Origin of the sequence: Chthonomonas calidirosea T49 (assembly GCF_000427095.1) — a bacterium.
Lineage (GTDB): Bacteria > Armatimonadota > Chthonomonadetes > Chthonomonadales > Chthonomonadaceae > Chthonomonas > Chthonomonas calidirosea.
The window spans coordinates 193,749-219,139 of the sequence record NC_021487.1; the positions used below are offsets into that span (position 1 = coordinate 193,749).

Sequence of the window (25,391 nt, forward strand, 5' to 3'; positions counted from 1 at the left end):
AGACCGTTAGCCTCGTAACAGGGAGCGTTGTATCTTTTTTACGATATCTGTTGTTGAATGCTCGGCCACCAGCGGTATCGTTAGAACCTTTCCCCCGAAGCGGTGCACCACCGCTGCTTCCGGGATGGTTTCTAGGCGGTAGTCTCCACCTTTTACATGGATATCGGGCCGCAACTGTTCTAGAAGCGCTTCTGGGGTCGGCTCGTCGAACAGGGTTACATAATCTACGCAGGCAAGCGCAGCAAGAATTTCTGCACGCTCCTCTTGGGGTACGATGGGGCGGTCGGGGCCTTTGAGGCGCTTGGTACCGGCATCGGTGTTGACACCGACGACAAGCAGATCGCCGAGCTGTTTAGCGGCCTGAAGATAGCGCACGTGCCCGATGTGGAGAATATCGAAGACGCCGTTGGTGGTAACAAGGGTTTTCCCCTCGCCACGAAGAGTGGAAAGAATTTCGGCAAGGCGATGGTAGTCTGGAATGAACTGCCCCATGGTTAGAGATCTTCTCCTAAGTAGGGGCCGTAAAATCGGCTAATGAAGTCTTGGTAGTCTGGGCGGGAGACGATGGGGCGCCACCAGCTTTCGTTCTCAACGTACCACCGAATGGTCTGCTGTAACGCTTCGCGGAAGGGGTGAGAGGGCCGCCATCCGAGGGAACGAATTTTCTCGGTGCTTAGGCTATAACGATGGTCGTGAGCCTTCCCCCGCGGGTCGGGGATGGTGCGCACGAGTGTGTCGGGCTTGCCTAACGTCTCTAGCAACAGGCGCACGATCTCCTTGTTGGAGTGCTCCTCGTTGCAACCGATGTTGTAGATCTCGCCTACGACACCATGGTGAAGCACGAAGTCTATGCCGCTGCAGTGATCCATTACGTAGACCCAATCGCGCACTTGCGACCCGTCGCCGTAGAGAGGTACTTTCTTGTTATCTATAAGGCGGGTAATGAAGAAAGGCAACAGCTTTTCGGGATACTGAAATGGGCCGAAGTTGTTGCCGCAGCGAGTAATCAGCACCGGAGTACCGTAGGCAATGTGATGCGCGCGCGCCTGCAGTTCGCCGCCGGCTTTGCTGGCCGAGTAGGGGGTGTTGGGCAGAAGAGGGCTTTCCTCTGTGAAGCAGCCTGAAGAGATCGTGCCGCACACCTCATCGGTGGAGATATGGACCATACGCTCCACATGATGACGTCGGGCCGCATCGAGCAGCACGAACACTCCATATACATCGGTTTGAATGAAGCTACCAGGGTCAAGCAGGGAGCGGTCGTTGTGACTCTCGGCAGCGAAGTTGACAATGTAGTTCACCTGCTCGGCTTCTAGGATGCCGCGTACAACTGTTTCGTCCTGTATTTTGCCGGGATAGAAGCGGAAACGAGCCTCGTTGGCTGGGTTTTGTTGGATGTCGGCGAGGGTGGAGAGGTTGCCGGCATAAGTGAGGGCATCTAGCACCACGACACGGTAGTTAGGATGGTGCTGTAGCATATAGCGGCAGAAGTTGCTGCCGATAAAGCCGGCCCCACCAGTCACTAAAACCGTTTTGGTATCGTTCGTCATGACAGCCTAAACTCCGAGTCGATCTCCTCGTGGCGTATCTCATCTACCGGCTCTTTACGCCCCCAGCCCGCATAGAGGCGATCGGGGAAGTTGAGCACGAAGGCGTCGGTCTCCCCAATGTTACGATAGGCGTGCACCACTCCGGGAGGAACCAGCAGAAAAATAGGGTTTTCCTCACCGGCAAGAATAACCTGTTTGACGCGCTCTTTGCCAGGCCTATTTTCCCATAGGGTGATCTCGAAGCGTCCAGAGAGAAATGCGAAGCCGTCGGTCTGGTAGCGATGTTCATGAGGGCCTCGTGCCACTCCGGGGTGGGTAAGGGAGATGTAGGCCATGGCGGGGCGAAACGCCTCCGGCAGCTCGTCATCTCGAAATAGCTCGATGAGCCAACCACGAGCATCTGTATGACGTTTTAGCGGGCGAAGGATCACCCCCTCAATATCCATAAATCGCTCCTTTTAAATCCATATTTAAGAACGCTATTATTGTAGCAGCTTGCGCCGTGGCTTTGTTAAATGCAGAAGGCCTTGTGCTGCACCGGTCGACGGCTCATAGGGTGCTACATAACCAGCGGCTCGAAGTGCTAGTTGTTCTTTAGGCGTGATATTTTCAGTTTATGTCGTTCCTGCAAAAGCGTCGGATAAGGAACGCAAACACTGTCAATGCGGGAAACGCTCCTATTTCCACTGAACGCGAATGGCGATGCCGTCGGGATCATTTGGATAGGTGAGCAGGAGGGTATCGCCGCTATCTAACACTTGAATGGGAATCGGATCTCCGTAGAGGTCAATGGCCTTTACACCGAGCAGAGGACGATTTGCCGTGGCTATGCGCGCAAATCCTTGGGTACCCGCTGGGCCAGCAACAAGGAAGCCGAGTTGATGAGCAACGGTGGACTCTGCAAGCAGCCGTCCATTGGTAAACAGCAAAGCGGGTGTGCCGGAGGAGGGAACAGCTAAGAGCAAGGCGGCGGTATGAGGGGGAATAACGCGGTCTTGGCGCACTTCGAGGGATAAAGAAAAGAGGTCTAGAGAGCGACCTGGAAGCATATAGGAGTCGTTGAAGGTGCGGATCGCATAGATCGGTCCGTAGTGGCGAACCAGGTAACTGTGCTCGGGCAGGGAGAGACGTGCGTGGTAGGCAGCGACTTCGAGAAGCGCCCGTAAGAGAGAGGCGCTTAGTTCGTTGGCAGCGAAATAGTGAGGGGATAGCCCAACCTGCAGAACGATCCCGTTATTGACATGGGCTATCCAGATGGGGCTGGTGCCGTTACGTAGTAGGTAGAGGGGCTGAACGATCCCCTTTTGCGCTTCGGTTGGCAGAGAGTAGGAGGTGATAGTACAATCGTAGGGAGGATGAAAACGGGGGAAGAACCGAGTGAGATCGCCTTCTTGACTGGCAGATAGCAAGCCTCGTGCATAGTCTGGGGTGGCGGGACCGGCGGCAATTTGAATAGGGCCCTCGCAGTCTACAAGTAGCTCGATAGGCTGGTTGGTCGGCAGATGATCGAACTGATATGTCCACGAGGCGTTTGAAGAAGCGATGCGACCGGTGGGGGCGATGTCGGAGCCATGATTGTATACGAGAAAATAGCTCTCTACCTCGCTGCCGGCGAGAAAGGCGGCCACAACTTTACTGCCCACACGCAGCTCGATAGTGTGTACAAGGGCAGGCCGATTTACGGTGTTGCTAGGGTTTGTGAAGCGCACCGCGACGCTCCCATCCGCGCTGAGATAGGGAGTAAGGTTGAGTGTGCGGACGACGCGAGGGTTATCGGCAGGATAGGTGACGATAGAAGTAAGGGCAGAGGCTTCTTGTGGGGGAGATACGACGGAGGAAGCGCCAACGGGAAGACCGAGCCGGTGCCACAGATAGGCGATGGGGGTTTCGAAGCCAGCTTGGTGCCACCAGGTATCCGTGATGTCGTTATAGGCGTTGGAGCCGCCGACCACAACCAATACACCGCCAGCCTGTACCCAGTTCGCGAGGGCGTCCATGGTGGCAGAGCCGATGGGTTTTTGAGGATCGCAGGTAAGAATTAAGACTTTATACGGGGTGAGATAGCCGGGATCAACACATCGCTCTAACGAGACGAGCGCACAGGGAATACCTTGAGAGAGGATGGGCAAGGCAAGTGCGTAGAGGTCATCTAAAGCGCTGGCCGCATTGCTCTGATAGGTTATGCTATCTCCTACAAGTAGCCCAATAGGCGATAGGTTGTCTTGGGCAGCTGGATAGTTGCCGACCCCATTAAGAACCGACAGAATATTGAGCAGTTCTTGAAGGTTAGATATTGAGGTGGTTGGGGAGGTTGAAGAGTAGATCGAAAAGGCTTGTGGGGATGCAGCCAGCAGTGCGGCAACTATCTGCTGTTCCAAAAGGTCGGTGGCTTCGCCTTGCGAAAGCGTTTTGTTGTCAGCGGAGGGCACTAGCAGGGGAAAACGGGGAGTTGTGCGAAGGCCACGCGTTAGCTCTTGAAGCCACGATGCGATGAGGTAGGCGTTATAGAACGGATCGGGGCGTCTATCACCTGCAAGCCATATGGGGTGAAGCAATGTGGTTAAATTCGGCTGGGCAGCGATCGCATCGTAGGGCGCTTTGTGGAGAATTTGCCACCAGGGAACGATCTCGTTCTGAAGGAGAGCTGTTAGCGGATCGGGTACCAATAAGAGGCTTTGAGGATGGGTTTGGGCTTTTAGCTGTTGCAGAAGGGCTGCATGAAAATCGGCATCGAGCTGTGCCATGAGCTCGGAAGTGCGGTAGCGCGCGGCGGTATTAGCGGTGGGCGGCTGCCAAGGTACATGATAGCTTTGCTGCCAGGCGGTTTGGAAGGGTGAGGAGAAGGCGGCATCAGCAAGGTAGGGTAGTGCCTGCACGGAGACTCCGTTAAGGGGTTGAGAGGCTAGCAGAGAAAGATTTGGCGTAAGAGAGGCCAGGTTAGAGGGCATGGGCTCGAGAAGAGGAAGATGGTTAAGAAGAATAGGATGCCCGTCGGCCCCTGTTTGCGCCAAATTGGGATGTGTCTGAAGATATTGGGGGGCAAGATTGGTTGGAAGGGAAGCAAAGACGGTGAAATTACGCGATTGCCATGCGCGGATAGCCGTAGACGAAAGGTTGGTCAAGGGTAGCTGCGCCGTGCTCACTGGCAGCTCGGTTTGCGGCGTCGGCAGTCCAGAGGTATCCCAAAGCAGATCGGTTTGGTGTTCCTTCCACGGGAACTTGAGAGCTTGTAGGGTATTCACACCAGAAAGCCAGTGAAGTACCCCTATGGGAAGATGAGAACTCGCATCGCAAACGGGTTGTTCGTGTAAGACGAGCTGTTGAATCGTAAACGAGCCCACCTTTGCCCCCAGTCGTACACGCAGCCTGTCGGCAAACGGCCAAGAGGGTGGAATTTGGCACAGCACGGTTTGTGTGCCGTCTGGTTCGGTTTGGAGCCGAAAAGGCAACGGTTTATTGTGCATGTCGAGCACGGCAATTCGAGGCAGGGCGGAGTCGGCAGACAGTGTAAGGTTCAGTTCAAAAAGAGCGCCTGCCGATGTTGGAAAGGCATAGAGGACATAACTACCAACGGGAACTGTGCGTGCCTGCCCACGGACGGTGCTGCCGATGTTTTTTAGCAGGTAGCGGGCTTCAATAACGGTGTTGGGCGTAATGGTTATTGGGTAAAAGGTTTGTTCTGCAAAGGCAGAGCAGGCCGCCAAAAAACAAACAAAACAGCCTAATACGACATACAGGTGTGACTTCATAACAGAATTTTACCCCTATCTGCTAGATGTAAAACCTTTCGGCCCTATCTGGTTGAAGGGAATGGGACGAAAGCCCATACGTAGTGCAGGGGAATGAGCGAGAAGTTCAAAGCCACTTTTTTCGGGAGCCTGCGGGGTTAAAAAGCCAGGATCGGTGGTCACCAAATTGTCTTTAACGGTGACGATACGGTCGTTCATGCCATCGAGCCATCGTATCCAGGTTCCACCGACACAGATGTTATGGACGATCTCATTGTATTTCGGTACCGCTGGGTCGTCCTGAAGGATATTGGCCAGGTGTGGGTAGGCGATGCTGTAGGGAGGCTGGTTGTAGTGAACGGCCTCTAAGCGCGAGATGAGAACCGGGTCTTTACCGTTGAACCAGTCCTTCGCCCAGCTGAGGCCGCGTGCATCTACATGGACGGCAGGGTCGCAGTAGAGAAAGAGATTGTTCTCCACGCTGTTGTCACGGCCACCGCCGATCATCACGGCACAGCCAGCATGGAAGAAAATATTGCCGTAGACGGTGGTGCCGCTGGCGCAGTCATCGAGATAGACCGATTGAACCCCCTCGAAAGCGTTTGCCCGTTGGATATGGGGTTCAATATTATGAAAGTAGTTATAACGAACTGTGTTTCCCCTCATGCTTAGGTCACGGCCCATATAGAAGGCGCCGGCGTCTCCAGTATCGAGGCAGACATCGTGAATATCGTTGAACTCTATGAGGTGGTTATTGCCGGAAAGGAGGATAGCATTATGCGGGGCATTATAGATGGCATTATAGGCTATGAGATTGCCAACCCCATCTATATTAACGCCGGCTCGATAGGTAAAGTCCCATCGGTTATAGTCGTGGATGGTGCATCCGATCACAAAGTTGCCGCCTGGAGTGAGGGTTTGACGGTCACCGCCGCCTAGGAACACACCTCCGCTGCCGGTGTTGTAGATGGCGCACTCTTCAATACCGTTATGAGACCCGCTTTGGCGATTCAGCAAGGTGTTAGCATAGATAGCGTTTTGATAGTTCTGTGTATCATCCCCAATACTCACGGCATACTCTCCGAGGTTGCGAAGGGTGCAGTGGATGAGAAGGTTGTGGTCTCCACCCACTATCTGCACGCCGCAGCCGCGTCCGCACTCGATGGTAAGCCCGTCGAGGATGATGTGGGAGGCATCGGATAGGGTGATGAGGGGAGTTTGAAGAATCGATACCTCGGTATCCCCTTCGCGGATCGGGGCTGGAGGCCAAAAATAGAGAAGACCGGTATTTCTATCGAGATAGTATTCGCCTGGTGCAGCAAGCTCTTCGAGGACGTTCAATGCGTACCATCGTGAACCCACCTGATAACCGTAAACGCCGTGCGGTGGAACGGTGTGGATGAGATGCTGCGCTGTATCAATGGAGGCGATCTTTTCGTAGCTATCGGCCCAGTCAAAGGTCCAGTAACCGTGTACCCAAATATCCTGATCGTTGCGCCAGCGTGATGGCTCGTTACCTGCATAACCAAACTCACCACCTTGGGGGCCGGCCGGAGTGGAAGTAATTGTAGCATAGCCATGTAAGGGCCAGCGCGCGAGCTGCATTGGCTCTCCGCGAAAGAAGAGCTCTAACGGAGTAGGAACGATGGGCAGTCCAAAACCACGTCGAGTAAGCTGCCCAAAATCCTGGATGCCTTGGCTGCGCAGATCGCACTGGAGCACATGGTCGCGTGCTGCTGCTGGCAGGCGTTCGAGAATGTGGGGATCGGTTATCGGTTGCCAACGCGAGATAAGCTTCCCACCGGTAATGGAAACCGTTTGATGGTGCCATGCGGCGTAGCGAACGGGGGCTTGGGCGGTGCCTCCGTCTTCACGCGTGAGGGTGAGAGGCTGACGGAGCTCATAGCGTCCTCCTTCTATCCATACCGTGATGCCTTCTTTTAAGGAGGGGTGTTGACGTTTGAAAGCACGTACTGCCTGTTGCGCTTTGAAGAGAGTGGCAAAAGGCCCGTCGGTGCGGGTGCGATTGGGGGAAGGAAAGCGCCCTGACCAGGCATCGTTGCCATTGGGTGACACGTAGAAGTTCATCGTTGCAAAGCAGTGCATGGAAGTAAGCATAAGCAAGAGGCTGAAACTGCCGAAAGGAAGCGTTTTCCAAATAGCCATAGGACCCTCTTACGTGGTGTTTTTATGTGGGTTCGACATCAATCAGGGGATTCCTGCTCTCCTGCTCAGCGCGTCGATAAACAGCAGTAGCTCATCTAGCTCGCAAAACGGCGTTGGTACAAGCGGTACGAGCCGTATAAACTGAGGAGGATGGAGAAAGTGGAGACTTAAAAATAAAGGGAGCGGGGGCCAGATTTGAACTGGCGACCTTCGGGTTATGAGCCCGACGAGCTACCAGGCTGCTCCACCCCGCAACGTCGCTTTAAATATGGCACAACTCAGGCGGATTTGTCAAGAGGCTGGGTTAGCGGGATGGCTGTACCTGCGCGTGTGCTAAAGGGTGCGATTTAGGTGGAGCGGTTTTGGTGGATTTGGTGGGGCGGAGAAGCGTTACTCGGTAGAGAGAACTTGGATCGGCTTTCATAACCGCCCAGTAACGTTTGATGGGACTATATTGGTTGCACCGATCGAGAAATGCCTGTGCCGATGCTGGGATGACGTAGCGCAGCGTCTGTTCGGTTTTCATATCGGTAATGGTTGCTATGCCAAAGACAGGTTGTGATGATGGGGCGGCCATTACGCGCAGTGTACCGCGACCCGGAGTGGCGATGGTAGCCAACATAATGCCGTCGGCCACGCACGGGCAGGGCGCTTTAGGCCCCGATTGATAGGTTACTTTAACCTCTGTACGCTGAGCATGCAGGCGTTGGAGAGCATCTAAGCCAATACGAATGCCGAGGGCGATATAGGAGCCAAACGCACCGTGGACGCGTTGGCCCAGAGCGACCCATTCTTGAGGTGTTTCTGCTTGCATAGGAAGGGGTTTGCTGACAAGACCTCCACAGAGCAGCGCAGTTACGAGCGTTGGTAGAAGGCGGGTGTTCATATCCATTTTCTCCATTCAAAGCTTGCAAGGGAAGTCCGTAGTAGATTAACTCATTGGATGCTCTGTTGTCAACGGGTTGGGAAAGAGGTGCTGCGTAAGAGGAGCTTGTATATCTGGGGCGAGATGACCAAACAGCCAGCTCTCGCCCCACGAATGCCTACGTCCTTAAGCCGCACGTGGTAGAGCGGCATTGGCCTGAACAAGTAAGGATTCAAAGTCCTGTGCTGTAAGCGGCTTGCTGAAGAGATAGCCTTGCACGGTATGACAGTGGCGTTCTGTAAGGAATTGCTGTTGTTGAGGCTCTTCCACACCCTCTGCAACGACATGAAGTTGAAGATTGCGGGCCATATGGAGGATCGTCTCAACGATCGCGGCGTTGCGCGGATCCGCTTGAAGCGTCTGAATGAAGGACTTGTCAATTTTTACCGTATCAACAGGTAGAAGAGAGAGCGAACTAAGTGAAGAGTAGCCTGTCCCAAAATCGTCCAGGGAGAGATGTACGCCAAGTCTTTTGAGCGCTTGTAGCACCTGCATGGTTCGAGCGAGGTCTGACATCGCAACGCTTTCGGTTATCTCCAATTCCAGTAGTTGTGGGTCAAGATGTGTCTCTGTCAATATTTTCTCGATGTCTTCTACAAGGTTGGCCTGTTGGAATTGGCGCAGCGATAGGTTGACGGCAACCCGAAGTCGGTGCCCTTTCTTATACCACAATTGTGCTTGCTGACAGGCGGTACGAAGCACCCAATCTCCGAGAGGGATAATAAGACCTGTTTCTTCTGCTAAGGGAATAAATTCACTGGGCGGAATCATCCCTAACTCAGGATGGTGCCAGCGGATAAGCGCCTCCATACCGATGATTTGACCGGTAACAGTATCTACCTGAGGCTGATAGTAGACGACGAATTCGTGGTTTACAAAAGCTTTTCTTAAGCTCGTTTCAAGTTGTAGGGTTTCTTGAGCTTGTGTGGCGAGTTGAGGAGTGAACATTTCGTAGCAGTTCCGCCCCCTTTGCTTGGCTTTATAGAGGGCTAAATCGGCATTTTTTAGCAAAGTCTCCGCGTCTGTACCGGCGTAGGGGTAAGCGCTACCACCAATGCTAAAGGTTACAAAGATCTCATGCTCGCCAAGACGAAAAGGCGGTTGCATAGCCGCTAGGATGCGGTTAGAAACGTTATGGATGTCTTCAAGACTGCCGACTTCAGGTAAGAGAACGACGAATTCGTCACCTCCAGACCGTGATACGGTATCTCCTTCTCGAACGCACCAGACAAGGCGGGAAGCGACCTGACGTAGGAGCTCGTCGCCATTATGATGGCCTAAACTATCGTTGATAACTTTGAATCGATCCAAATCAAGAAATAGGACTCCCATCTCGCGTTTATAACGCGTGCATTGCGCTAACGAGACATAGAGTCTATCTTGAAAGAGGCGACGGTTTGGAAGGCCGGTTAATGTATCATGATAGGCCAAGTGCCGTATATTTTCGGTGGCTAATTCACGCTCTACGACACGCCCGAGCTGTGTTGCAATGTGCTCGGTAAGCTCCATGATCTTCGGATCAGGGGTACTGATATCGCCGTAGAAAAACTCTAATATCGCATAGCATTTTCCTGCTACATTTACCGGAAAAGCGAAGCCAGATCGAAAGCCATATTGAACGATAAGACAAGCACGAGGACACTTAGTGCACTGCGATATATCGGGAACCCAGAAAGGCTTGCCGGTATCTAGTACCTGTCCTGGTAGGCCTACACCTTTCTCAAGAGGCGACCTTTGTACGCTGTCACGAAAGTCGTTATAGTGCTCTGGATTGGGAAGATGAAAATACCAGATAGGGGAAGAGATCAGTTGGTTGCTATTTTGGATATCGGGCAGGTAAACATGCCCTACGGGCCAATCCATATACTGGCATACCAAGAGCAAAGTTTTTTCAAGGGCAGAGATTAGCGAGGCAGACTCGTTTGCTGCGATTGCCACATTCTGAAGAAGTTCGATCTCTTTCTGTTTCTGATACAGCTGCCTTAATCCGTTCTCTGCAATGGCTTCTGCCTCTTTACGTGCTTGGCGCTCTCGTTCAAGCCGTTTTTGAAGTCGTTCGATATGCTTTTGTGCCTCCGATGGAGTTAATGTTACCATCTATTTACCTTCCTTTTGATCAGATGTGGTGGAGAAAACGACTTGAAGAATACAGGCTGGATCGCCTTGCTGCATACAGGCAAGATGTTGTAGCTCTATAGTCTCCCCAAAATACGCGGCAGTTCCTTCGATGAGGCCTTGGGCAAATCTGCAAAGCTTCCTTGGCGATGAGTACGTGATGATAAGTTGGTTGGAAGAGCTTGTGTCAAACTCAAAGACGGGTACTTGGGCGTCTGGATAAAGCTTACGCACTTCGGGGTGGATGATCGTGTTGAGTGCCAAGATAAAAGCGCGTGTATTGCCATGAGCAGAGAAAAACTCTGGATGGGCGGTGGCCATTAAGGGAATAGAGTTTTGACCAAAAAATCGAATGACCTCTTGGCATGGCATGTGTAGAATTTTGGAGGCCGCACTAACGATTTTGAAGAGCTCGTCGTCAGGATAGTTACCTAGGGTTGTATAGACACCCTCTACCTGTGCATCCTCTAAAATATCGTCCCATGTATCGTCACCAAACCGGTTGCTTACGACGTCCTCAAGGAAATTAAATACGATTCCTTTCATAGGAAGATCCTTTCGCACTAGGGTTGTTTAACTGGACTATATAACTTTGCCGTGGTCATTATCCACAGGCTGCATAAGCGAGGTATCTAAGTATCGGCCGGAGGGGCGGCGAACTTAAGAATCGCTGAAACCTACCTCAGCTCGCCCCTTGCTATGATGGATAGTAGAGTCGTGCTTAGCCGTTTCAGTTTCCAATTTTCCAAGTTGAAAAATGACCGAAACTCGTAAAGGAGTTGTGCGTCAAATATGACGGTTAAATTGCGTGTGCGCGCCGAAGAGGTTGTTAGGGAAAGGAGCACGACATTGCTAAAGTTGAAACGGGCCCTTTTGGGCACCTTATTGGTAGAAGAGGGGGCCATTACCCAAGACCAGCTCGATATGGCTTTGACCGAACAACAGCGTGGGGAAAGCCGTCGGCGAATTGGGGAGATACTCGTTTCGATGCGCGCGATCTCGGAAGCGCGGCTTCTTGAAACGCTTTCGCGTCAGCTTGAAGTGCCTCTAGTGGACCTGAACCAGGAGCCGCCCGACCCGGAAGTCTTGAAGATGGTTCCTAGTGAGTTTGCCATTCGTCATCTGCTCATTCCCATTCGGCGCAACGATGAGACGCTTGTGGTGGCAATGGCTGATCCCCTAGATATTCAAGCCATTGACGATCTCCATCTTCTGACCGGTCTCGATATCGCCCCGATGCTGGCCTCGGCTACCGACATACGCCGCGTGTGTGAGCAGAGTTACATGTCGCGGATGATACAAGGGGTTGAGGAGGCCGAACGCGCCGTTACCGAGGATGAGGAAAGCCTGGATATCGCCGATCTGCAGAAGATGGCGAAGGAAGAGTTCGTCATCCAGATGGTGAACCTTATTATCAACCAGGCCATTCAGGACGGGGCATCCGATATCCATATCGAGCCGTTTGAGCGTATACTGCGCGTGCGCTATCGCATTGACGGTGTGCTTCATGAGGTGAATGCGCCTCCACGTCGCTTCCACGCAGCCATTGTGAGCCGTATCAAGATCCTTTCAGATATGGACATTGCCGAGCGGCGGCTGCCTCAAGATGGGCGCATGCGCATTCGCAGTGGGGGGCGCCAAATTGACATTCGTGTCTCCTCTGTGCCCACTGTATATGGCGAGTCGGTGGTTATGCGCATTTTGGACAAGCAAACGGCCATGTTAGGCCTTACCGAGTTGGGCATGAACCAACAGATGTTTTCCACATTTCGACGGCTCATCCAGGAGCCCCACGGCATTATTTTAGTAACTGGCCCCACGGGCTCAGGAAAAACAACCACCCTCTATGCGGCCCTTAGCGAGATATATAGCATCGAGAAAAAGATCATTACTGTGGAAGACCCGGTAGAGTATCAGCTTTCAGGAATCAATCAGATACAGGTGCAGCCGCAGATCGGCTTAACGTTTGCCAATGGTTTACGCAGTATCGTACGACAAGATCCCGATGTCATTATGGTTGGAGAGATCCGCGACAGAGAAACAGCCGAGATCGCCATTCAGGCGGCTCTCACCGGTCACCTCGTCTTCTCTACTTTGCACACCAACGATGCCGCCGGTGCTGTAAGCCGATTGCTTGATATTGGAGCTGAGCCCTACTTGGTGGCCTCGTCTCTTATTGGGGTTTTGGCACAGCGGCTCGTGCGCATAAACTGTGAGCGGTGCCGGGAGCCTTACGAGGAGAAAGCAGTGGCTTTGCGGGAGATCGGAATAGAGCCAGAGCAGGCTCACCTTTTGATGAAAGGGCGGGGATGCCCGGAGTGTCGTGGTGTGGGCTTCCGAGGCAGAAGCGGTATCTTCGAGATGCTGACGGTGGACGAGGAGATACGCGGGATGATCACACGTCATGAGCCATCGAATCAGATCAAACAGTATGCACAGCGTCATCGAGGGATGACCACAATGCTCCAAGACGGTCGAGAAAAGGTGTTGCAGGGGCTTACCACGGTGCAAGAAGTGCTTCGTGTGTGCCAGAGGGAGGAGTTTAGTATCTAGTCGCCATGCCAGAGTTTACGTATGAGGCACGCGACCGTAGTGGTCGCCTGACGACGGGGGTTATCAACGCGCAAGACCTTCAGGATGCTGCAGTGAAGGTACGGGCGTTGGGGGTCTATCCCACGCGCATACTAACCGGTCAACAAGCAGCGAACGGGGCGATGGCCAAGAAAAAAGAGGCTAAGACGGCCGTTCCTGCAGCATCTGAGGGCAAAAAACGCATTGGTCGCACTCAGATTCTGCTTTTTACACGGGAGATGGCCGACCTGCTTGACGCCGGTTTGCCGATGGATAGGGCTTTCTCCACGTTGATCGAGCAGATGGAGAGTGAGGCCATTCGCCCCATGCTGCAGTCTATGCAGGCTGAGATCCGTGCTGGCCAGCCCCTTTCTGAGGCGCTGAGCAAGTTTCCGCGAGAGTTTTCCACGCTATACATCAATATGGTGCGGGCTGGTGAGGTGTCTGGACAACTGCCCGAAGTGATGAAGCGCCTCGCCGATTTCATGGAGAAAGAGCAAACACGTCGTAGCCAAATTGCAGCGGCGCTCACCTATCCGGCTGTGTTAATCACGGTGGCTGTGGGCGCAGTAACCTTCTTGTTGACCTTCGTGGTACCTAAACTCTCAGGTATCTTTCACGATATGGGAAGCGCTTTGCCTCTGCCCACTGTCATTCTCCTGAGCCTCTCTGGCTTTATCGGGCGCTATTGGCTAGGCATCGCTATCGGGATTGTGTTGGCGCTCTTTCTCCTAAGACGCTGGCTGCGTACTGAGACAGGAAAGCGCCGACTGGATGCGTTTCTCTTGGAGATGCCTCTCTTCGGAACGTTGAATCGGAAGGTGGTTGCCTCGCGATTAGCGAGGACTTTGGGAACCCTGTTGGCAGGCGGTGTGCCGATTCTCGAGGCCATGAGTATTACGGCCTCGGCACTAGGCAATGAGGTAGCGGCCGAATCGGTGTTAAAAGCCCGTGGGCATGTGCGACAGGGTGAGACGCTGCACTCCGCTCTAGAAAAAAGTGGAGATTTTCTACCTGTTGTTCTGCACATGACGGCGGTAGGAGAGGAGACAGGAAGGCTGCCGAGCATGTTGCTTCGAACAGCGGAAACGCTGGACTTCGAGGTGGATAATACCATGCGGCGATTAACAAGTCTCGTAGAGCCGCTTGTCGTGTTGCTGATGGGCGCTTTCATTGGGTTCATCGTGCTCTCTATTCTCTTACCGATATTTAAAGCCAATACTCTCGTAAAATAGTTATAACTTTTAGATAAGGAGATAGTCTGTATGAGTCAACCAGCCAAAAAGATTCGGCGTGCCTTTACGCTCATCGAGATTCTCGTCGTGGTAGTGATTTTAGCGATCTTAGCAGCGATCGTGGTTCCAAACGTCATTAGTCGCATAAAAGACGCCAAGATCTCGGCGGCTATTGCCGATATCAAGGCCTTCGACAATGCGATTGACCAGTACAAACTGGATATGGGCACAGTGCCGCCAAGCTTGGATGCGCTAATCACACCGCCTAGCCCTCGTGGCAAGTGGAACGGGCCTTACCTGAAGAACATTGACCATATTCCGCTCGATCCGTGGGGTCATCCCTATATCTATAAAGTCCCAGGAAGCGATGGGCGTGAATATGATCTCTATTCTGCCGGGCCGGATGGTCAACCAGGGACATCTGATGACATTCAGGACTGGAATCTGAAAGGGCAGTAGTGCTTGAAAAAAAGAGGTAAGAGAGGCTTTACGCTCATTGAACTGCTCACGGTGATCTTGATCATCGCGATTGCGGCAGGGATCGTCGTGCCAGCTTACGATAGGTTCTATGCCAAGCGACAGTTCAATGAAAAAGTAGGTGAGGTAGAGTCTCTCTTCAATGAGGCCCATCGCCAGGCTATAGCATTAGATGAGACGGTTACTGTGCAGTGGGATCCGGCACATAACGCCTTTCTATTGCTGGTTCCCCTGCAGCCGCCTCCTACCGACACACCGGTAGCTCTGCAACAAGATGTAACGTCCCAACCTATGCCTCAAAGTCAACTAGTGGAGCTAGGCGACGATGTGCGCGTGTTGAGCTTCACACCCATCCAACCCTCGGTAACGTCTGGCTCGCTCGGGGGGATGACGCAAGTGAACTTCTACGGTGATGGGACGTGTGACGGCGCGCAGATCAGTCTGGTAAGTGCGCAGGGATATGAGACCGATCTGCTGTTGCAGCCGGCAACAAGTCAGATCGAATCCCCCAACGTAAGCTCTGAGACCCAAGGACCGTAGCGATGCGAGTTTCTCATGGTTTCACCCTCGTGGAGATGATCGTTGCCACGCTGCTCCTCGCGATAGGGGTAACAGCGGCGTTAGGTGCCATCTCTGCAAGTGTACAGTTGGCGTCGAGAGCAGAACATCTGCAAACAGCAGCGATGCTTGCCCAGGAGAAGCTTGCCGAGCTGGAGCTGCAATCGGCTAGCCTCAGCGCTGGCACTCAAAAGGGAGATTTTGGCCCTCAATACCCCGACTATCGGTGGACAGAGGAGGTGGACCCAACGCAGTACTCCGATCTTTTCAAAGTGACGGTTCATATTGAGTGGGGCGATCCGAACCAACCGGTTGGGAGGGATTTTGTAACCTATCTGCGTGTTCAACAACAGAATGGAACCTCCTCTTCGACAACCTCATCAAGTGGGCTTACAGGGCAATGAGCGTGCAACGGAAAGGCTTTACCCTCATTGAGGCTCTTGTGGCCCTCATCATCTTCGGCATCATTACCGCCGCGTTAGGGGTGGCGCTGTCTACGTCTATTCGTGCCGAGCTCACCCTGCAGAACCATCAGCAAGATGCTGAGGTGGCACGCGCAGTGTTTCATTTCCTGCAGAAGGACTTGGAGGCGGCTTTTCCTGCCGCCAACAGTGCGGCCTCTCTGTTTGTTGGAAACGGCGCCCCGAGCTCGGTGCAGCTGCCGCCTAGTCTGCTCTATCTGAGCACCCTAACCGGAAGAATACAGACCACCGACCCCAATCTCGATCCGGTGTTGGCTCTGAATGCCAATCTATTGCCGAGCAATACGAACACCCTGACGGCAAACAGTTGGGTGCCTCAATGGGATTGCGCCCTGGTGCGCTACTGGTTAGATACCACTACCGGTGAGTTGCATCGAACGGTGGTGAATGTGCCTAACTTGCAGCTTTTTGCCCAGACGAACTCGAACGTACCGGATGTAATCGCGAATCACGTTATCTCTATGCAGCTACAGTTTTGGGACCCAAACCAACAGACTTGGCGTGACAGCTGGGATTTCGAGCAACCCAATTGGCAACAACAGATGCAGCAACTTACCCAGCAGAGTGCGCAAGGACAAAGCGGGCAGAGCCAGAATGCGACGACAACCACCAATAGCGCTACGACGGGGGATATGCAGCTGCCCTCAGCGGTGCAGATAACGTTGGTGATTCAAGGCTCTGACGGCAACCCAGATACGTTTATTACGACGATCCCCATCGAGGCACAACAACCACTCTTACCCAACACTCCGATGAACAGCAGTAGCTCATCTGGCTCGCAGAACGGCTCTGGCATGAACGGTACAAATGGGATGAGTTCGGGAGGAGGACAATGAGAGCACATCGCGGACAGGCGCTTATTCCCGTTCTGCTAGCTATGTTGCTGCTGGTAGCCGTGGCTGTTACCCTTGCGGCACGCGCTCACGATCAGGCGCGGGCAAGCGCCAATTTCGTGGAGCAGGTTGAGGACTACTACGCGGCCAAAGGTGCTCTGAACTACGCTATTAGCTCCTTAGAGCAGACGAGCAACAATGGGGCGACTTACGGGGTGGTACAGCCTGATCCTTCGGCAGACCAAAACGGTTGGTGGCAGATAGGCGACTTGTGGGTGAAGGTAATGGCGGTAGATACCGCCTCACGCATCAACATCAATCAGGTTGACATCAATACGCTGGAGCAGCTACCGGTTTTTGCCCAAAACCCCAACTTGGCGCAGGCGATTATTGACTGGCGTACAGCCGTCACGACAACAAATGCTGCCCCGACAAGTGACCAAAGCACACAGCAAGGGGGCTCGGAAAACTACGAAAGTTTGCCCACTCCTTACGATAATAAGGGGGCTCCCTTCGATACCATTGGAGAGCTTCTACTGGTACAGGGAATGACCCCCTCTATTCTCTACGGCACCGTTGCAGGTACTCCGGCTGCTGCTGGACAGACCCTAGGTAATACCACCACAAACAGTCTAAGCACGAGCTCTAGCGCCACAACCAACCGAAGTGCTGCGAATCGCTACGGTAATATGGCAAGGACACGGCAGTCTCTGCTTGGGGGTGGCACGACGGGTGGAGGAACCACCGGTGGAACCGGCGCTAATGGGACAAGCAATGGGACAACTGGAGAGGATTTTAGCGATATTTATCAGAATAGCACGTTGCCGCTAGCTCAGCTTTTTACCACCGTTTCGCGTGAACTGAACGTGGCGTCTGATGGTACACAACGCATTAATATCAACACAGCATCTGAACAAGACCTTGAGCAGCAGCTAAACATCCCTGCCAATATTGCCCAAGCGATAGTCAGCTATCGGCAAGGAGGCGGTGGCGCTGTTGGAGGGAATGGAGGCGGTGTGGGCGGATCTGGGGCGGCGTCCAATGCTGCGAGCCATAGACAAGCTAGGCCTGGAGGAGGCGGTGGTGGCCCGCGTCCTGGAGGGGCAGGTGGAGGGCCTGGCGGCGGTCCACGTCCTGGAGGAGTAGGTGGAGGGCCTGGCGGCGCTGGTGGCGGCCCACGTCCGGGAGGTAACGCCGGTGGCGGGGGCAATCCTCGCCCCGGAGGAGGGCCTGGAGGTGGTGGAGCGAGTGGTGGAGGTGGGCAGTTCACCTCGATAGGTGATCTCTTAAAAGTACAGGGGGTAACCACCGCACTGATGCAGCAGATCGCCGATAAGATAACGGTAGATAATAATACCTATCGCGAAAATGTTGTGGATGTGAACACCGCTCCGCCTGAGGTTTTGGCCATGGTACCTGGTATGAGCCGCGATCTGTTGAATGCTATTGTGCAGTATCGCCAGGGCGGCCAGGCCTTTCAGGGGTTAGGAGACCTGTTTAGCTTGCAAGTAAGCAACGATGAGCTGGAGAACGCCATTGGCTCGCTATCAACCAAAGGAGCCGACTATATTATCCACATTCTTGTACGACGTCAGGGAAGCCCGAGAGTCTACGCGGTATCAGCGCTAGTGGAGTTTACGCCCAACGGACCTCAAGTGCTTCAGTGGCGCGAGGTGCAGAGGGCGCCGGGATGGTACCAGTGGAATGCACCGCCCTTATTACCGCTACCTTCGCCGAGTTCAGGCAGCACTTCCGGCGCAAATATGGGGACTTACAACAACGGAGGGCAGTAACCGTTGAAGGAGTGTATGAGGAATTGAAGGAGAGACGAAAGATGCGGGCGCAGAGATCCATAGTAACTATAGACTTAGGAGTGGAGTCTATTTGGGTAGGAGAAGTTGCAAGCGGGGCGAGCGGTGAATTCGGAAAGCAGCCCCATCTCTTACGGCATGCCCAAGTAGCGTTGCCGGCTGGAGTTTGGGAGAACCCAACTGCACTCACCGATGCGCTGGTAGAGACTATACGTCAAGCCCTCCAGCAGGCCAACATCTCGGCGAAGGACGTCTTTGCCTGTTTACCGCGCCATCTCGCTATGCTGCGCCCCATTCAACTTCCTCATGTGCCGCCGGAAGAGCTAAAGGGCATGGTAAGCTTTGAAGCACAGCAATATATTCTGTATCCTGTAGATGAGGCAGTTTTAAGTTACTGTCTCTTAGAAGGGAGACAAATTGCTGCTGACGGCGCTGAAGTAGACTGCGTGCTTTTAGCTGCCATGCGTAAAGATCTTATTGAGGCAGTGCTGCCTGCCTTTGAGCGATTAGGGCTCACCTTACACGATCTGACCATCTCCTCTGCGGCTTTGGCACAACTTGGCACAGATTTCCCCACAGGAACGGCTCTCTTGTTTGCGACATCGGAGAGCATGGATTTGGTGGTTCCCGATCTGCAGGCTTTCTTTACTCGTGGCATTGCGTTGGTTGGAGCCCGGGGAGATGAGGTAGCTCATGCAGATCGCGTTGCCGAGGAGGTCGTGCGTTCGTTAGCGGCCTATCAGAACGAGTATCGGCAGCGAAGTATTGGAAATCTCTATCTTTTAGGTGGACCAACCGCTTTCCTCGAGTTATTACGCAGCCGTCTGCTTGGCAGCCTGGACATTGCGGTGGAGTTCTATCCCTGGAGCGCAGTGCTAGGACAGAGCGATGCCTCTACCCTGGCCTATGCACGTGTGATTGGTTTGGCACTTCAGGCCACATCGGAGCCGTTGTTGCCTATCAATCTTATTCCAGCTGAGCTTGCTGAACGCCGTCAGCGGCTGATAAAACAGAGGCTTGGGTTCGTAGGTATTGGTGCGGCAGGGATTGTGATCTTTTTGGGCACCACGTGGGCTATCGGCGCGTGGCAAAGGCACGAACAGCTTCAGCAGGAGACGTTAGAGGCTAATGTAAAACTTCAGAAGTTCGAGCACGATCGGCTGAAACCCTTGCAGGATGCCACAACGAAGCTGACGACAGTACATCAGGAGCTGCAATCTGGCTTGGATCGTTCCCACCCACTTCTGGACATATTAACTGCTCTTTCCCAGGCTATGCCCTCGACGCCAAACATTTGGCTTACGCAGCTTTCTTTCACGCGGAACGGGGTCATTACGTTGCGTGGAAACGCGAAAAAATCGTCGGATGCAGTAGCCCTACTGCTAAGTTTGCAGCGTTCTAAGGCGTTTACTGATGTACAGCTCAGTTTTATGGGGGATGCGAGCCAGAGCAGCAATGGCGCATCCTTAGCGAGTACAGCGCTACCGTCGAACCAACCGACTCGCCCATCGGTTAATTCGCAGCAGTCTCCAAGCGCTCCTTCACCGACCTCTACAAATTCAGGGATAGGCAGCTCAAATAGTCAAAGGGGGGTGCCTGCCGCGCCAAACGGAGGTATGAACGGTTTTCGTTCGGGTGAGCAAGGAGGGGCCTTCAGACGTTTTGGTCCGAATGCGAGGCCAGCAGGTTTTAATGGGCGGGCGCAGTTTGGAGGAGAACCTAGCTTCCAATCGGGTGGTGCGCCAGGAGGGCCTCCACAACCGACCGTTCAAGGACAAGTGCCTCCACAAGCCCCTCCATTAAGCGGTCCGTCTCCCAACACTCCACGTGGGGATGACCCTCCGTCGCTGCGGACTAACGAAACCGCCGCCGCGCCTCTAAAGACGTTGCCATCGCCGCTTAACCCGACTCCGGCAGATGCGGGCACACTGACAAGTTTTGTGATCACGTTTCGAGTGAATCCTGCTATGACATCGCTGATTTCTCAAAACGTGGCTGAAGCCGCCATGCGGACACAACTAGTGGGAGGAGGCGGACAAAGTGACGCTCGGTAAGCGAGATAAGTTCTTATTGGTGCTCTTGGGGCTAGTTGTGCTGCTTGCTGCCTGGTTGGAGCTTACTGCGCCAAAACCAACGAATACCGGTGGCATTTCGGGAAAGATTTTGCCGCTGGAAGTCGCGCAGCGTCAGTATAGGGCCGATGAGGCCTCGTATAGATCATTAGAAGATCAGCAAAATAACCTACAAAAAAATATTGAAGCGCTTGCCTACGATATTCCACCGGATGCCCTTATGCCCAGAATCATCGAACAGCTCGAACAGAGCGCCGCCCAATCGGGGGTGCATTTGGCGGAGATCAGGCCTTTAAGGCCAGAGACAACCCCTTCGGGTCAATTAATGCGTGTGCCGGTTCAAGTGCGCTTCCAAGCGCCTTTTCAGCCTGCTGTAGTGAAGTTTCTTTACGCTATTGAGAAACCGAAGGGACATCTGGTGGTTGAGAAGTTCGATGTCGGTTCAAGAGATACCCATCAGCAGGTGGTGTCCGTAACGTTACAGATCACCGCTTATACGCGCGCAATTGCAAGCTCGGCAGCATCGAGCGAAGGAGGAGAAGAAAATGATAACGGGAATCAATGACGGTTTTAATGGCCAGCCCGGTGTGCTCTTCGGTGCACCTTATGAGACCCTCTTCAAGAAGGAGATCCGAGGCAAAAAGTTTCCATGGACGCTTATCGGTGTTGCAGGAGGGGCGCTTGTTCTTTCGATTGTTGCCCTACGCTCCGCACCCGCTTACATGAAACATGCAACCCACCGGTTGCAAGTAAAGGCAGCAGCTGTTAATACCTCTAGTGGTGCTCTTCAATTGGCTGATGCTGGATCGGTGAATGATGGTATCGGAGGTACGCACGCTCTGCAGCCAAGTCTCGATTTCTATCTAAGCGCACTTCGTGGAAGTCTGTTCAGTCCTCCACAGCCACCTAGCCCGCCGCCAGCGAAACCAACGACTTTGCCTGCACCGGTGGCACCTATGCCGGTCAATCCGTTTGCCGATTGGGCCTATACCGGTACGGTGCATATTGGTAACGAGACGATCGCCCTCATTGAAAACTCGAAAACCGGTGAGGGCCGGTATATCCGTACCGGTGACTCCTTCCTGGGGGCGCAGGTTCAGAACGTGAGCGATCAGGTCGTCATGATGAAACTGGGGGATAAACCTTTTGTGCTCACGCGCTCCGATAGCATTGTTATTACCCCACTGGATAAGAATGCGGAGGTGCCTCAACAGACGAATACACAAGCCCAGAATACGCAAGCTGCGGGACAACCTCAGGCTCCAACGATGTCCATGCCGATGATGGGCGGTTCGGTGCCTCAGTTCAATCCTCAGCAGTACCAAGATCGAGCCGTGATGCGTGCTTATTGGCGACAGATGCGGCAGATGGGCGGTGGCAGATTCTCTGGTGGTAGGTTCTTTAATGGAGGCCCTGGACGATGAGACAGAACAAGTTCTCTTGGAACCATTCGGCGAAGCTCTCGCAAGGGTGTGTGGTGGCCTTATTGACCCTAGCTAGTCTTCCCGTTTGGGCTCAAGGGCAGCAAGGGCCGCCGAACGGCAGGCCACCAGCACAGGGAGGCAATCCACCGTTCCGCATTGAGCCACGTGGCGGACAAGGTTTTGGCGGTGCCGGTGGCTTTGGAGGATTCCGTCAAAGGGGAAGTGGCAATCCCTTTGCCGCTGTAGCTGGACGACAGGGGATGCGCTTCTCTTTTGACTTCCGCGGCTCAGACATCATGAATGTGCTGCAGTTCTACGCCCAAATGGCCAACGTGGAGATCGTGGCCGATCCGAGCCTTTCCGGCAAAGTGACGATCATTAATCCAACACCCGTGACGCTCGATCAGGCCTTCACGATCCTTCAGCAGGTGTTAGCAGTGCGGGGCTTTTCAGCGATCGAGAATAATGGAGTCATCTCTATTGAACCTTTTGCCACTGCAGCACGCAATACCACCTTGATCAATCCGGGAATTAATCCGAATGGGCCTACCCCGGTTGATCCGAGAAACCAGGTGATGACGCAGGTGATCCCACTTGAGAACGCGGATGCAAAGTCGTTAGCGCAGGACCTGCAGCCGTTGATCAATCAGGGGGCAAGCCTCATTGGGGTACAAGATACCAACTCGCTGGTGGTTACCGACACCGCTAGCAATGTGCAGCGCATCTTAGCCCTGGTGCAGTCGTTAGATAAAAGTTCCTACAAAACCGAGCTAAGAGTCTATCCGCTGCGTCATGCCAACGCTACCGATGTCGCCGATGTGATCAATAACGTCTTCAAACAGATGAGTGGCACAACAACTCCTGCTGCTAACGAGCCAGGAAGGCCTGGACCGCCTCAATTTCAACCAGGACAACAGCCTCAGGTACAGCAGAACCGACCCGCCGTTTTTGCGGTGGCCGATACACGTACGAACTCGGTGCTGGTTGTGGCCTCTCCAGATAACCAGGAGCGTGTAGCCCACGATATTATCGATCGACTCGACGCCGATCAGAATGCTCTGCTACAGACGGTGGTCCGCAAAATAAATTTTGCGGACGCTACCGATGTGGCCAATTTGGTGAATCAGGTTCTCTCGAATCAGTATGGCGCGACGCAAGCCAATCAACAGAACGCTTCCTTCCAGCAGAGAGCGTTTGGAGGGTTCTTCAACCCCTTCTTTGGCAACCAACAACAGCAGACCGTGGAGAGCACGGACCCATTTGGGAAGGTGGTAGCCGATCCACGAACCAACTCCGTGCTAATTACTGCAACCCCTGATCGGATGCAGACGATCAATAAGCTGATTGATGCGCTTGACCAGGAGGTACCAGCCGAGTCGACTACCTTTATTTTTCCACTTAAGAATGCCAACGCCGCCGATGTCGCCTATGCTCTTGGACAGGCGTTCGGAACCGGCCAGCAGAACGGTTTTGGCAACTTTAATAACTTCTTCTTTGAGGGGGGTGGCGCATCTACAAACAACCAAGTTGGGCTACCAAAGATCAATCGCCAGCTCGGCAACAACGCGCTGTTCACACGCTCAGCCGCACCTCCTCAGCCGCCAAATGCGCCGGATAGTGCTGCTCCTCAGGGGCAGGCGGACGCCGGCTCGGTAGAGAGTGGAAGCAGTCCCGGCACGACCGATCCCTATCAGGCTAACACCCTTGGGCAAGAGCCGACCCGCCAGTTCTTCCGGCCGTTCGGAGGCGGTTTCTTCGGTCAGCAGCGTGGTTTGGGACAGAATACCGGCCCGCAGTATGGACGCGGACGCAACGGAGAGTACGCCAACCTCTTACAGTTGCAGAATAACGTGTATGTAACCCCATCTCCAACTGGTGATGCCGTTATAGTGACGACCACACCGGATAACTATGAGGCGGTAAAGGAGCTGATAGATCAACTTGATGTTGTGCCACGCCAGGTGATGATCAAGTTGATTGTGGCTGAAGTTAGCCTCGATAAGGACGAGAAGCTGGGTTTTGCCTTGAACGGTCTGTTTAAAGACCTTTTCGGTAAAACGAACACAGCTACTGGGCAGATTGGTCTGCAAGCACCGGGTTTCAACACCGGCGCGAATGGACTTTCATTGGATCCGCTTGCTGAAGGTGCCCAGTTCGTGCTGAACGGGGCGAACTATACCGCGTTACTACAAGCTCTTGAAAGCGATAACCGTGTAAAAGTAATGGCTACGCCAACTGTCTTTACTTCTAATGGGCAGGAGGCTTTGGTTAATGTGGTAGAGCGGATCCCCTATATCTCCGGTCAAACGATTAGCGGACTGTCGAACTTCGTGACGAACAACATCTCTACGGTGCCAGTTGGGTATCAGATAGATATGACACCCCGCATCACACGAGATGGATTAGTCACCATAGATGCAGTGGCTCAAGCCAGCACGCTCAAGCAGTTTGAGACGCTGGGTTCTGGTGCCAATGCAAGCCAATACCCTGTGGTGGATGAGCGTAACATAGACACTGAGATAACTGTACAGAGTGGACAAACGGTGGCAATCGGGGGCCTCGTTCAAAATACGGAGACGCTAACCGTCAACAAGATTCCTCTGCTTTCGGATATCCCGATCATTGGCCAGTTCTTCCGTGAACGCGAGCGCGTTACTAATCGTACGGAGCTAGTGTTGTTTATCACACCGGTTGTGATCAACAGCACTCAAGAGGCTCAAACCATGACGCAGCAGGAATCGAAGGGTTTGGTTCAGCAGTTGCCAGATTTAAAGAAGGAGCATCCTGACCTTGCTCCGCCTCCGGCCTCCAAAACAACAGTGCCTCCTCCACAAAAGTAGGACGAGAAAGCGGGATAGGTAAGGTAGGGTACGGTAGTCGCTCCCGTACCCTACCTCATTTTTATGGGTTGATAAAAATCTGTTTAGCCTGTCCATCGTTACATTTCTTGACAACAGAACTCTATGGTATAGGGTATTCTTAAGTAAAGAGAACAGAGCATTTTCTACCGAAACCTGACGTTGGAGGAGAAAATGGGCCAGGAGAAGATCGTGCGAAGTGAAGAAGAGTGGCGCAAGATATTAACACCTGAGCAGTACTATGTGTTACGACAGGCAGGGACCGAACCGGCTTTCACGGGAAAGTACTATAAAAATCATGAGACGGGCGTCTATGCCTGTGCTGGATGCGGTGAGGTGTTATTTACATCGGATACGAAGTATGAATCGGGGTCGGGCTGGCCGAGCTTTTGGGATGCCGTAGATGAGCAAAAGCTTGAGCTTTTGGACGACTACAGTCACGGAATGCATCGCATTGAGGTGCGCTGCGCCAAATGTGGAGGGCATTTAGGACACCTGTTTGATGACGGTCCTCGCCCAACGGGCAAGAGGTACTGCATTAACTCCGCCTCCTTGCAGTTTCATAAGAGAGAGGAGCAGGGCTAAC

Annotated in this window: 20 protein-coding genes and 1 tRNA gene; 12 read left to right on the plus strand and 9 right to left on the minus strand. The window is 53.4% G+C overall.

Going from position 1 to position 25,391, the window contains the following annotated elements; translation table 11 throughout:
• Positions 1 to 6: 6 nt before the first annotated feature.
• The 9 genes from rfaE2 to CCALI_RS00925 form a co-directional block, all read right to left on the minus strand.
• Positions 7 to 492 carry a D-glycero-beta-D-manno-heptose 1-phosphate adenylyltransferase gene (gene rfaE2 / locus CCALI_RS00885; RefSeq protein WP_016481582.1) on the minus strand — a complete coding sequence of 162 codons (486 nt, stop codon included), beginning with the start codon at positions 490 to 492 and terminating at the stop codon, positions 7 to 9.
• Positions 493 to 494: 2 nt separating this feature from the next.
• Positions 495 to 1,550: a dTDP-glucose 4,6-dehydratase gene (rfbB, locus tag CCALI_RS00890; protein WP_016481583.1), complete on the minus strand. Its 1,056-nt coding sequence runs from the start codon at positions 1,548 to 1,550 to the stop codon at positions 495 to 497.
• Complete coding sequence (locus CCALI_RS00895) at positions 1,547 to 1,996, minus strand: polysaccharide biosynthesis C-terminal domain-containing protein (RefSeq protein ID WP_016481584.1); 450 nt, start codon at positions 1,994 to 1,996, stop codon at positions 1,547 to 1,549. Before CCALI_RS00895 ends, rfbB begins: the two co-directional genes overlap by 4 nt.
• A gap of 231 nt (positions 1,997 to 2,227) precedes the next feature.
• Positions 2,228 to 5,299 (minus strand): hypothetical protein, encoded by a 3,072-nt coding sequence (locus tag CCALI_RS00900; protein WP_016481585.1) that lies wholly within the window; start codon positions 5,297 to 5,299, stop codon positions 2,228 to 2,230.
• Between the two features lie 15 nt (positions 5,300 to 5,314).
• A complete protein-coding gene (locus CCALI_RS00905) occupies positions 5,315 to 7,444 on the minus strand; it encodes a right-handed parallel beta-helix repeat-containing protein (protein WP_016481586.1) in 2,130 nt (709 codons plus the stop codon).
• Positions 7,445 to 7,624: 180 nt separating this feature from the next.
• Positions 7,625 to 7,698: transfer RNA gene (locus CCALI_RS00910), tRNA-Met, on the minus strand.
• Positions 7,699 to 7,748: 50 nt separating this feature from the next.
• Positions 7,749 to 8,330, minus strand: a complete 582-nt coding sequence (locus tag CCALI_RS00915) for a formylmethanofuran dehydrogenase subunit E family protein (RefSeq protein WP_016481587.1) — start codon at positions 8,328 to 8,330, stop codon at positions 7,749 to 7,751.
• A gap of 165 nt (positions 8,331 to 8,495) precedes the next feature.
• A complete protein-coding gene (locus CCALI_RS00920) occupies positions 8,496 to 10,466 on the minus strand; it encodes a bifunctional diguanylate cyclase/phosphodiesterase (RefSeq protein ID WP_016481588.1) in 1,971 nt (656 codons plus the stop codon).
• Positions 10,467 to 11,030: a heme NO-binding domain-containing protein gene (locus CCALI_RS00925; protein WP_016481589.1), complete on the minus strand. Its 564-nt coding sequence runs from the start codon at positions 11,028 to 11,030 to the stop codon at positions 10,467 to 10,469. It lies immediately after the preceding gene.
• A 246-nt stretch (positions 11,031 to 11,276) separates the two neighbouring features.
• On the opposite strand from CCALI_RS00925, the gene gspE reads away from it, so the two are divergent.
• The 12 genes from gspE (at position 11,277) to msrB (ending at position 25,390) form a co-directional block, all read left to right on the plus strand.
• The gene (gspE, locus tag CCALI_RS00930; RefSeq protein ID WP_016481590.1) at positions 11,277 to 13,037 is read left to right on the plus strand and encodes a type II secretion system ATPase GspE; all 1,761 of its coding nucleotides are present in this window, start codon (positions 11,277 to 11,279) and stop codon (positions 13,035 to 13,037) included.
• A gap of 5 nt (positions 13,038 to 13,042) precedes the next feature.
• Complete coding sequence (locus CCALI_RS00935) at positions 13,043 to 14,290, plus strand: type II secretion system F family protein (RefSeq protein ID WP_016481591.1); 1,248 nt, start codon at positions 13,043 to 13,045, stop codon at positions 14,288 to 14,290.
• 30 nt (positions 14,291 to 14,320) lie between these two features.
• Complete coding sequence (gene gspG / locus CCALI_RS00940; protein ID WP_016481592.1) at positions 14,321 to 14,749, plus strand: type II secretion system major pseudopilin GspG; 429 nt, start codon at positions 14,321 to 14,323, stop codon at positions 14,747 to 14,749.
• Positions 14,750 to 14,752: 3 nt separating this feature from the next.
• Positions 14,753 to 15,307 carry a pilus assembly FimT family protein gene (locus CCALI_RS16695; RefSeq protein ID WP_016481593.1) on the plus strand — a complete coding sequence of 185 codons (555 nt, stop codon included), beginning with the start codon at positions 14,753 to 14,755 and terminating at the stop codon, positions 15,305 to 15,307.
• Positions 15,308 to 15,309: 2 nt separating this feature from the next.
• Entirely contained in the window at positions 15,310 to 15,729 is a 420-nt protein-coding gene (locus CCALI_RS00950; protein WP_016481594.1) for a type IV pilus modification PilV family protein, read from the plus strand.
• Entirely contained in the window at positions 15,726 to 16,643 is a 918-nt protein-coding gene (locus CCALI_RS00955; protein WP_016481595.1) for a PulJ/GspJ family protein, read from the plus strand. The genes CCALI_RS00950 and CCALI_RS00955 overlap by 4 nt, the downstream gene beginning before the upstream one ends.
• A complete protein-coding gene (locus CCALI_RS16700) occupies positions 16,640 to 18,433 on the plus strand; it encodes a helix-hairpin-helix domain-containing protein (protein ID WP_016481596.1) in 1,794 nt (597 codons plus the stop codon). Before CCALI_RS00955 ends, CCALI_RS16700 begins: the two co-directional genes overlap by 4 nt.
• A gap of 41 nt (positions 18,434 to 18,474) precedes the next feature.
• Positions 18,475 to 20,505 (plus strand): pilus assembly protein PilM, encoded by a 2,031-nt coding sequence (pilM, locus tag CCALI_RS00965; protein WP_016481597.1) that lies wholly within the window; start codon positions 18,475 to 18,477, stop codon positions 20,503 to 20,505.
• Positions 20,492 to 21,088, plus strand: a complete 597-nt coding sequence (gene pilO / locus CCALI_RS00970) for a type 4a pilus biogenesis protein PilO (RefSeq protein ID WP_016481598.1) — start codon at positions 20,492 to 20,494, stop codon at positions 21,086 to 21,088. Before pilM ends, pilO begins: the two co-directional genes overlap by 14 nt.
• Positions 21,069 to 21,947 carry a hypothetical protein gene (locus tag CCALI_RS00975; RefSeq protein ID WP_016481599.1) on the plus strand — a complete coding sequence of 293 codons (879 nt, stop codon included), beginning with the start codon at positions 21,069 to 21,071 and terminating at the stop codon, positions 21,945 to 21,947. The genes pilO and CCALI_RS00975 overlap by 20 nt, the downstream gene beginning before the upstream one ends.
• Positions 21,944 to 24,787 (plus strand): secretin N-terminal domain-containing protein, encoded by a 2,844-nt coding sequence (locus CCALI_RS00980; RefSeq protein WP_016481600.1) that lies wholly within the window; start codon positions 21,944 to 21,946, stop codon positions 24,785 to 24,787. Before CCALI_RS00975 ends, CCALI_RS00980 begins: the two co-directional genes overlap by 4 nt.
• A gap of 192 nt (positions 24,788 to 24,979) precedes the next feature.
• Positions 24,980 to 25,390, plus strand: a complete 411-nt coding sequence (gene msrB, locus CCALI_RS00985; RefSeq protein WP_016481601.1) for a peptide-methionine (R)-S-oxide reductase MsrB — start codon at positions 24,980 to 24,982, stop codon at positions 25,388 to 25,390.
• Position 25,391 lies beyond the last annotated feature (1 nt).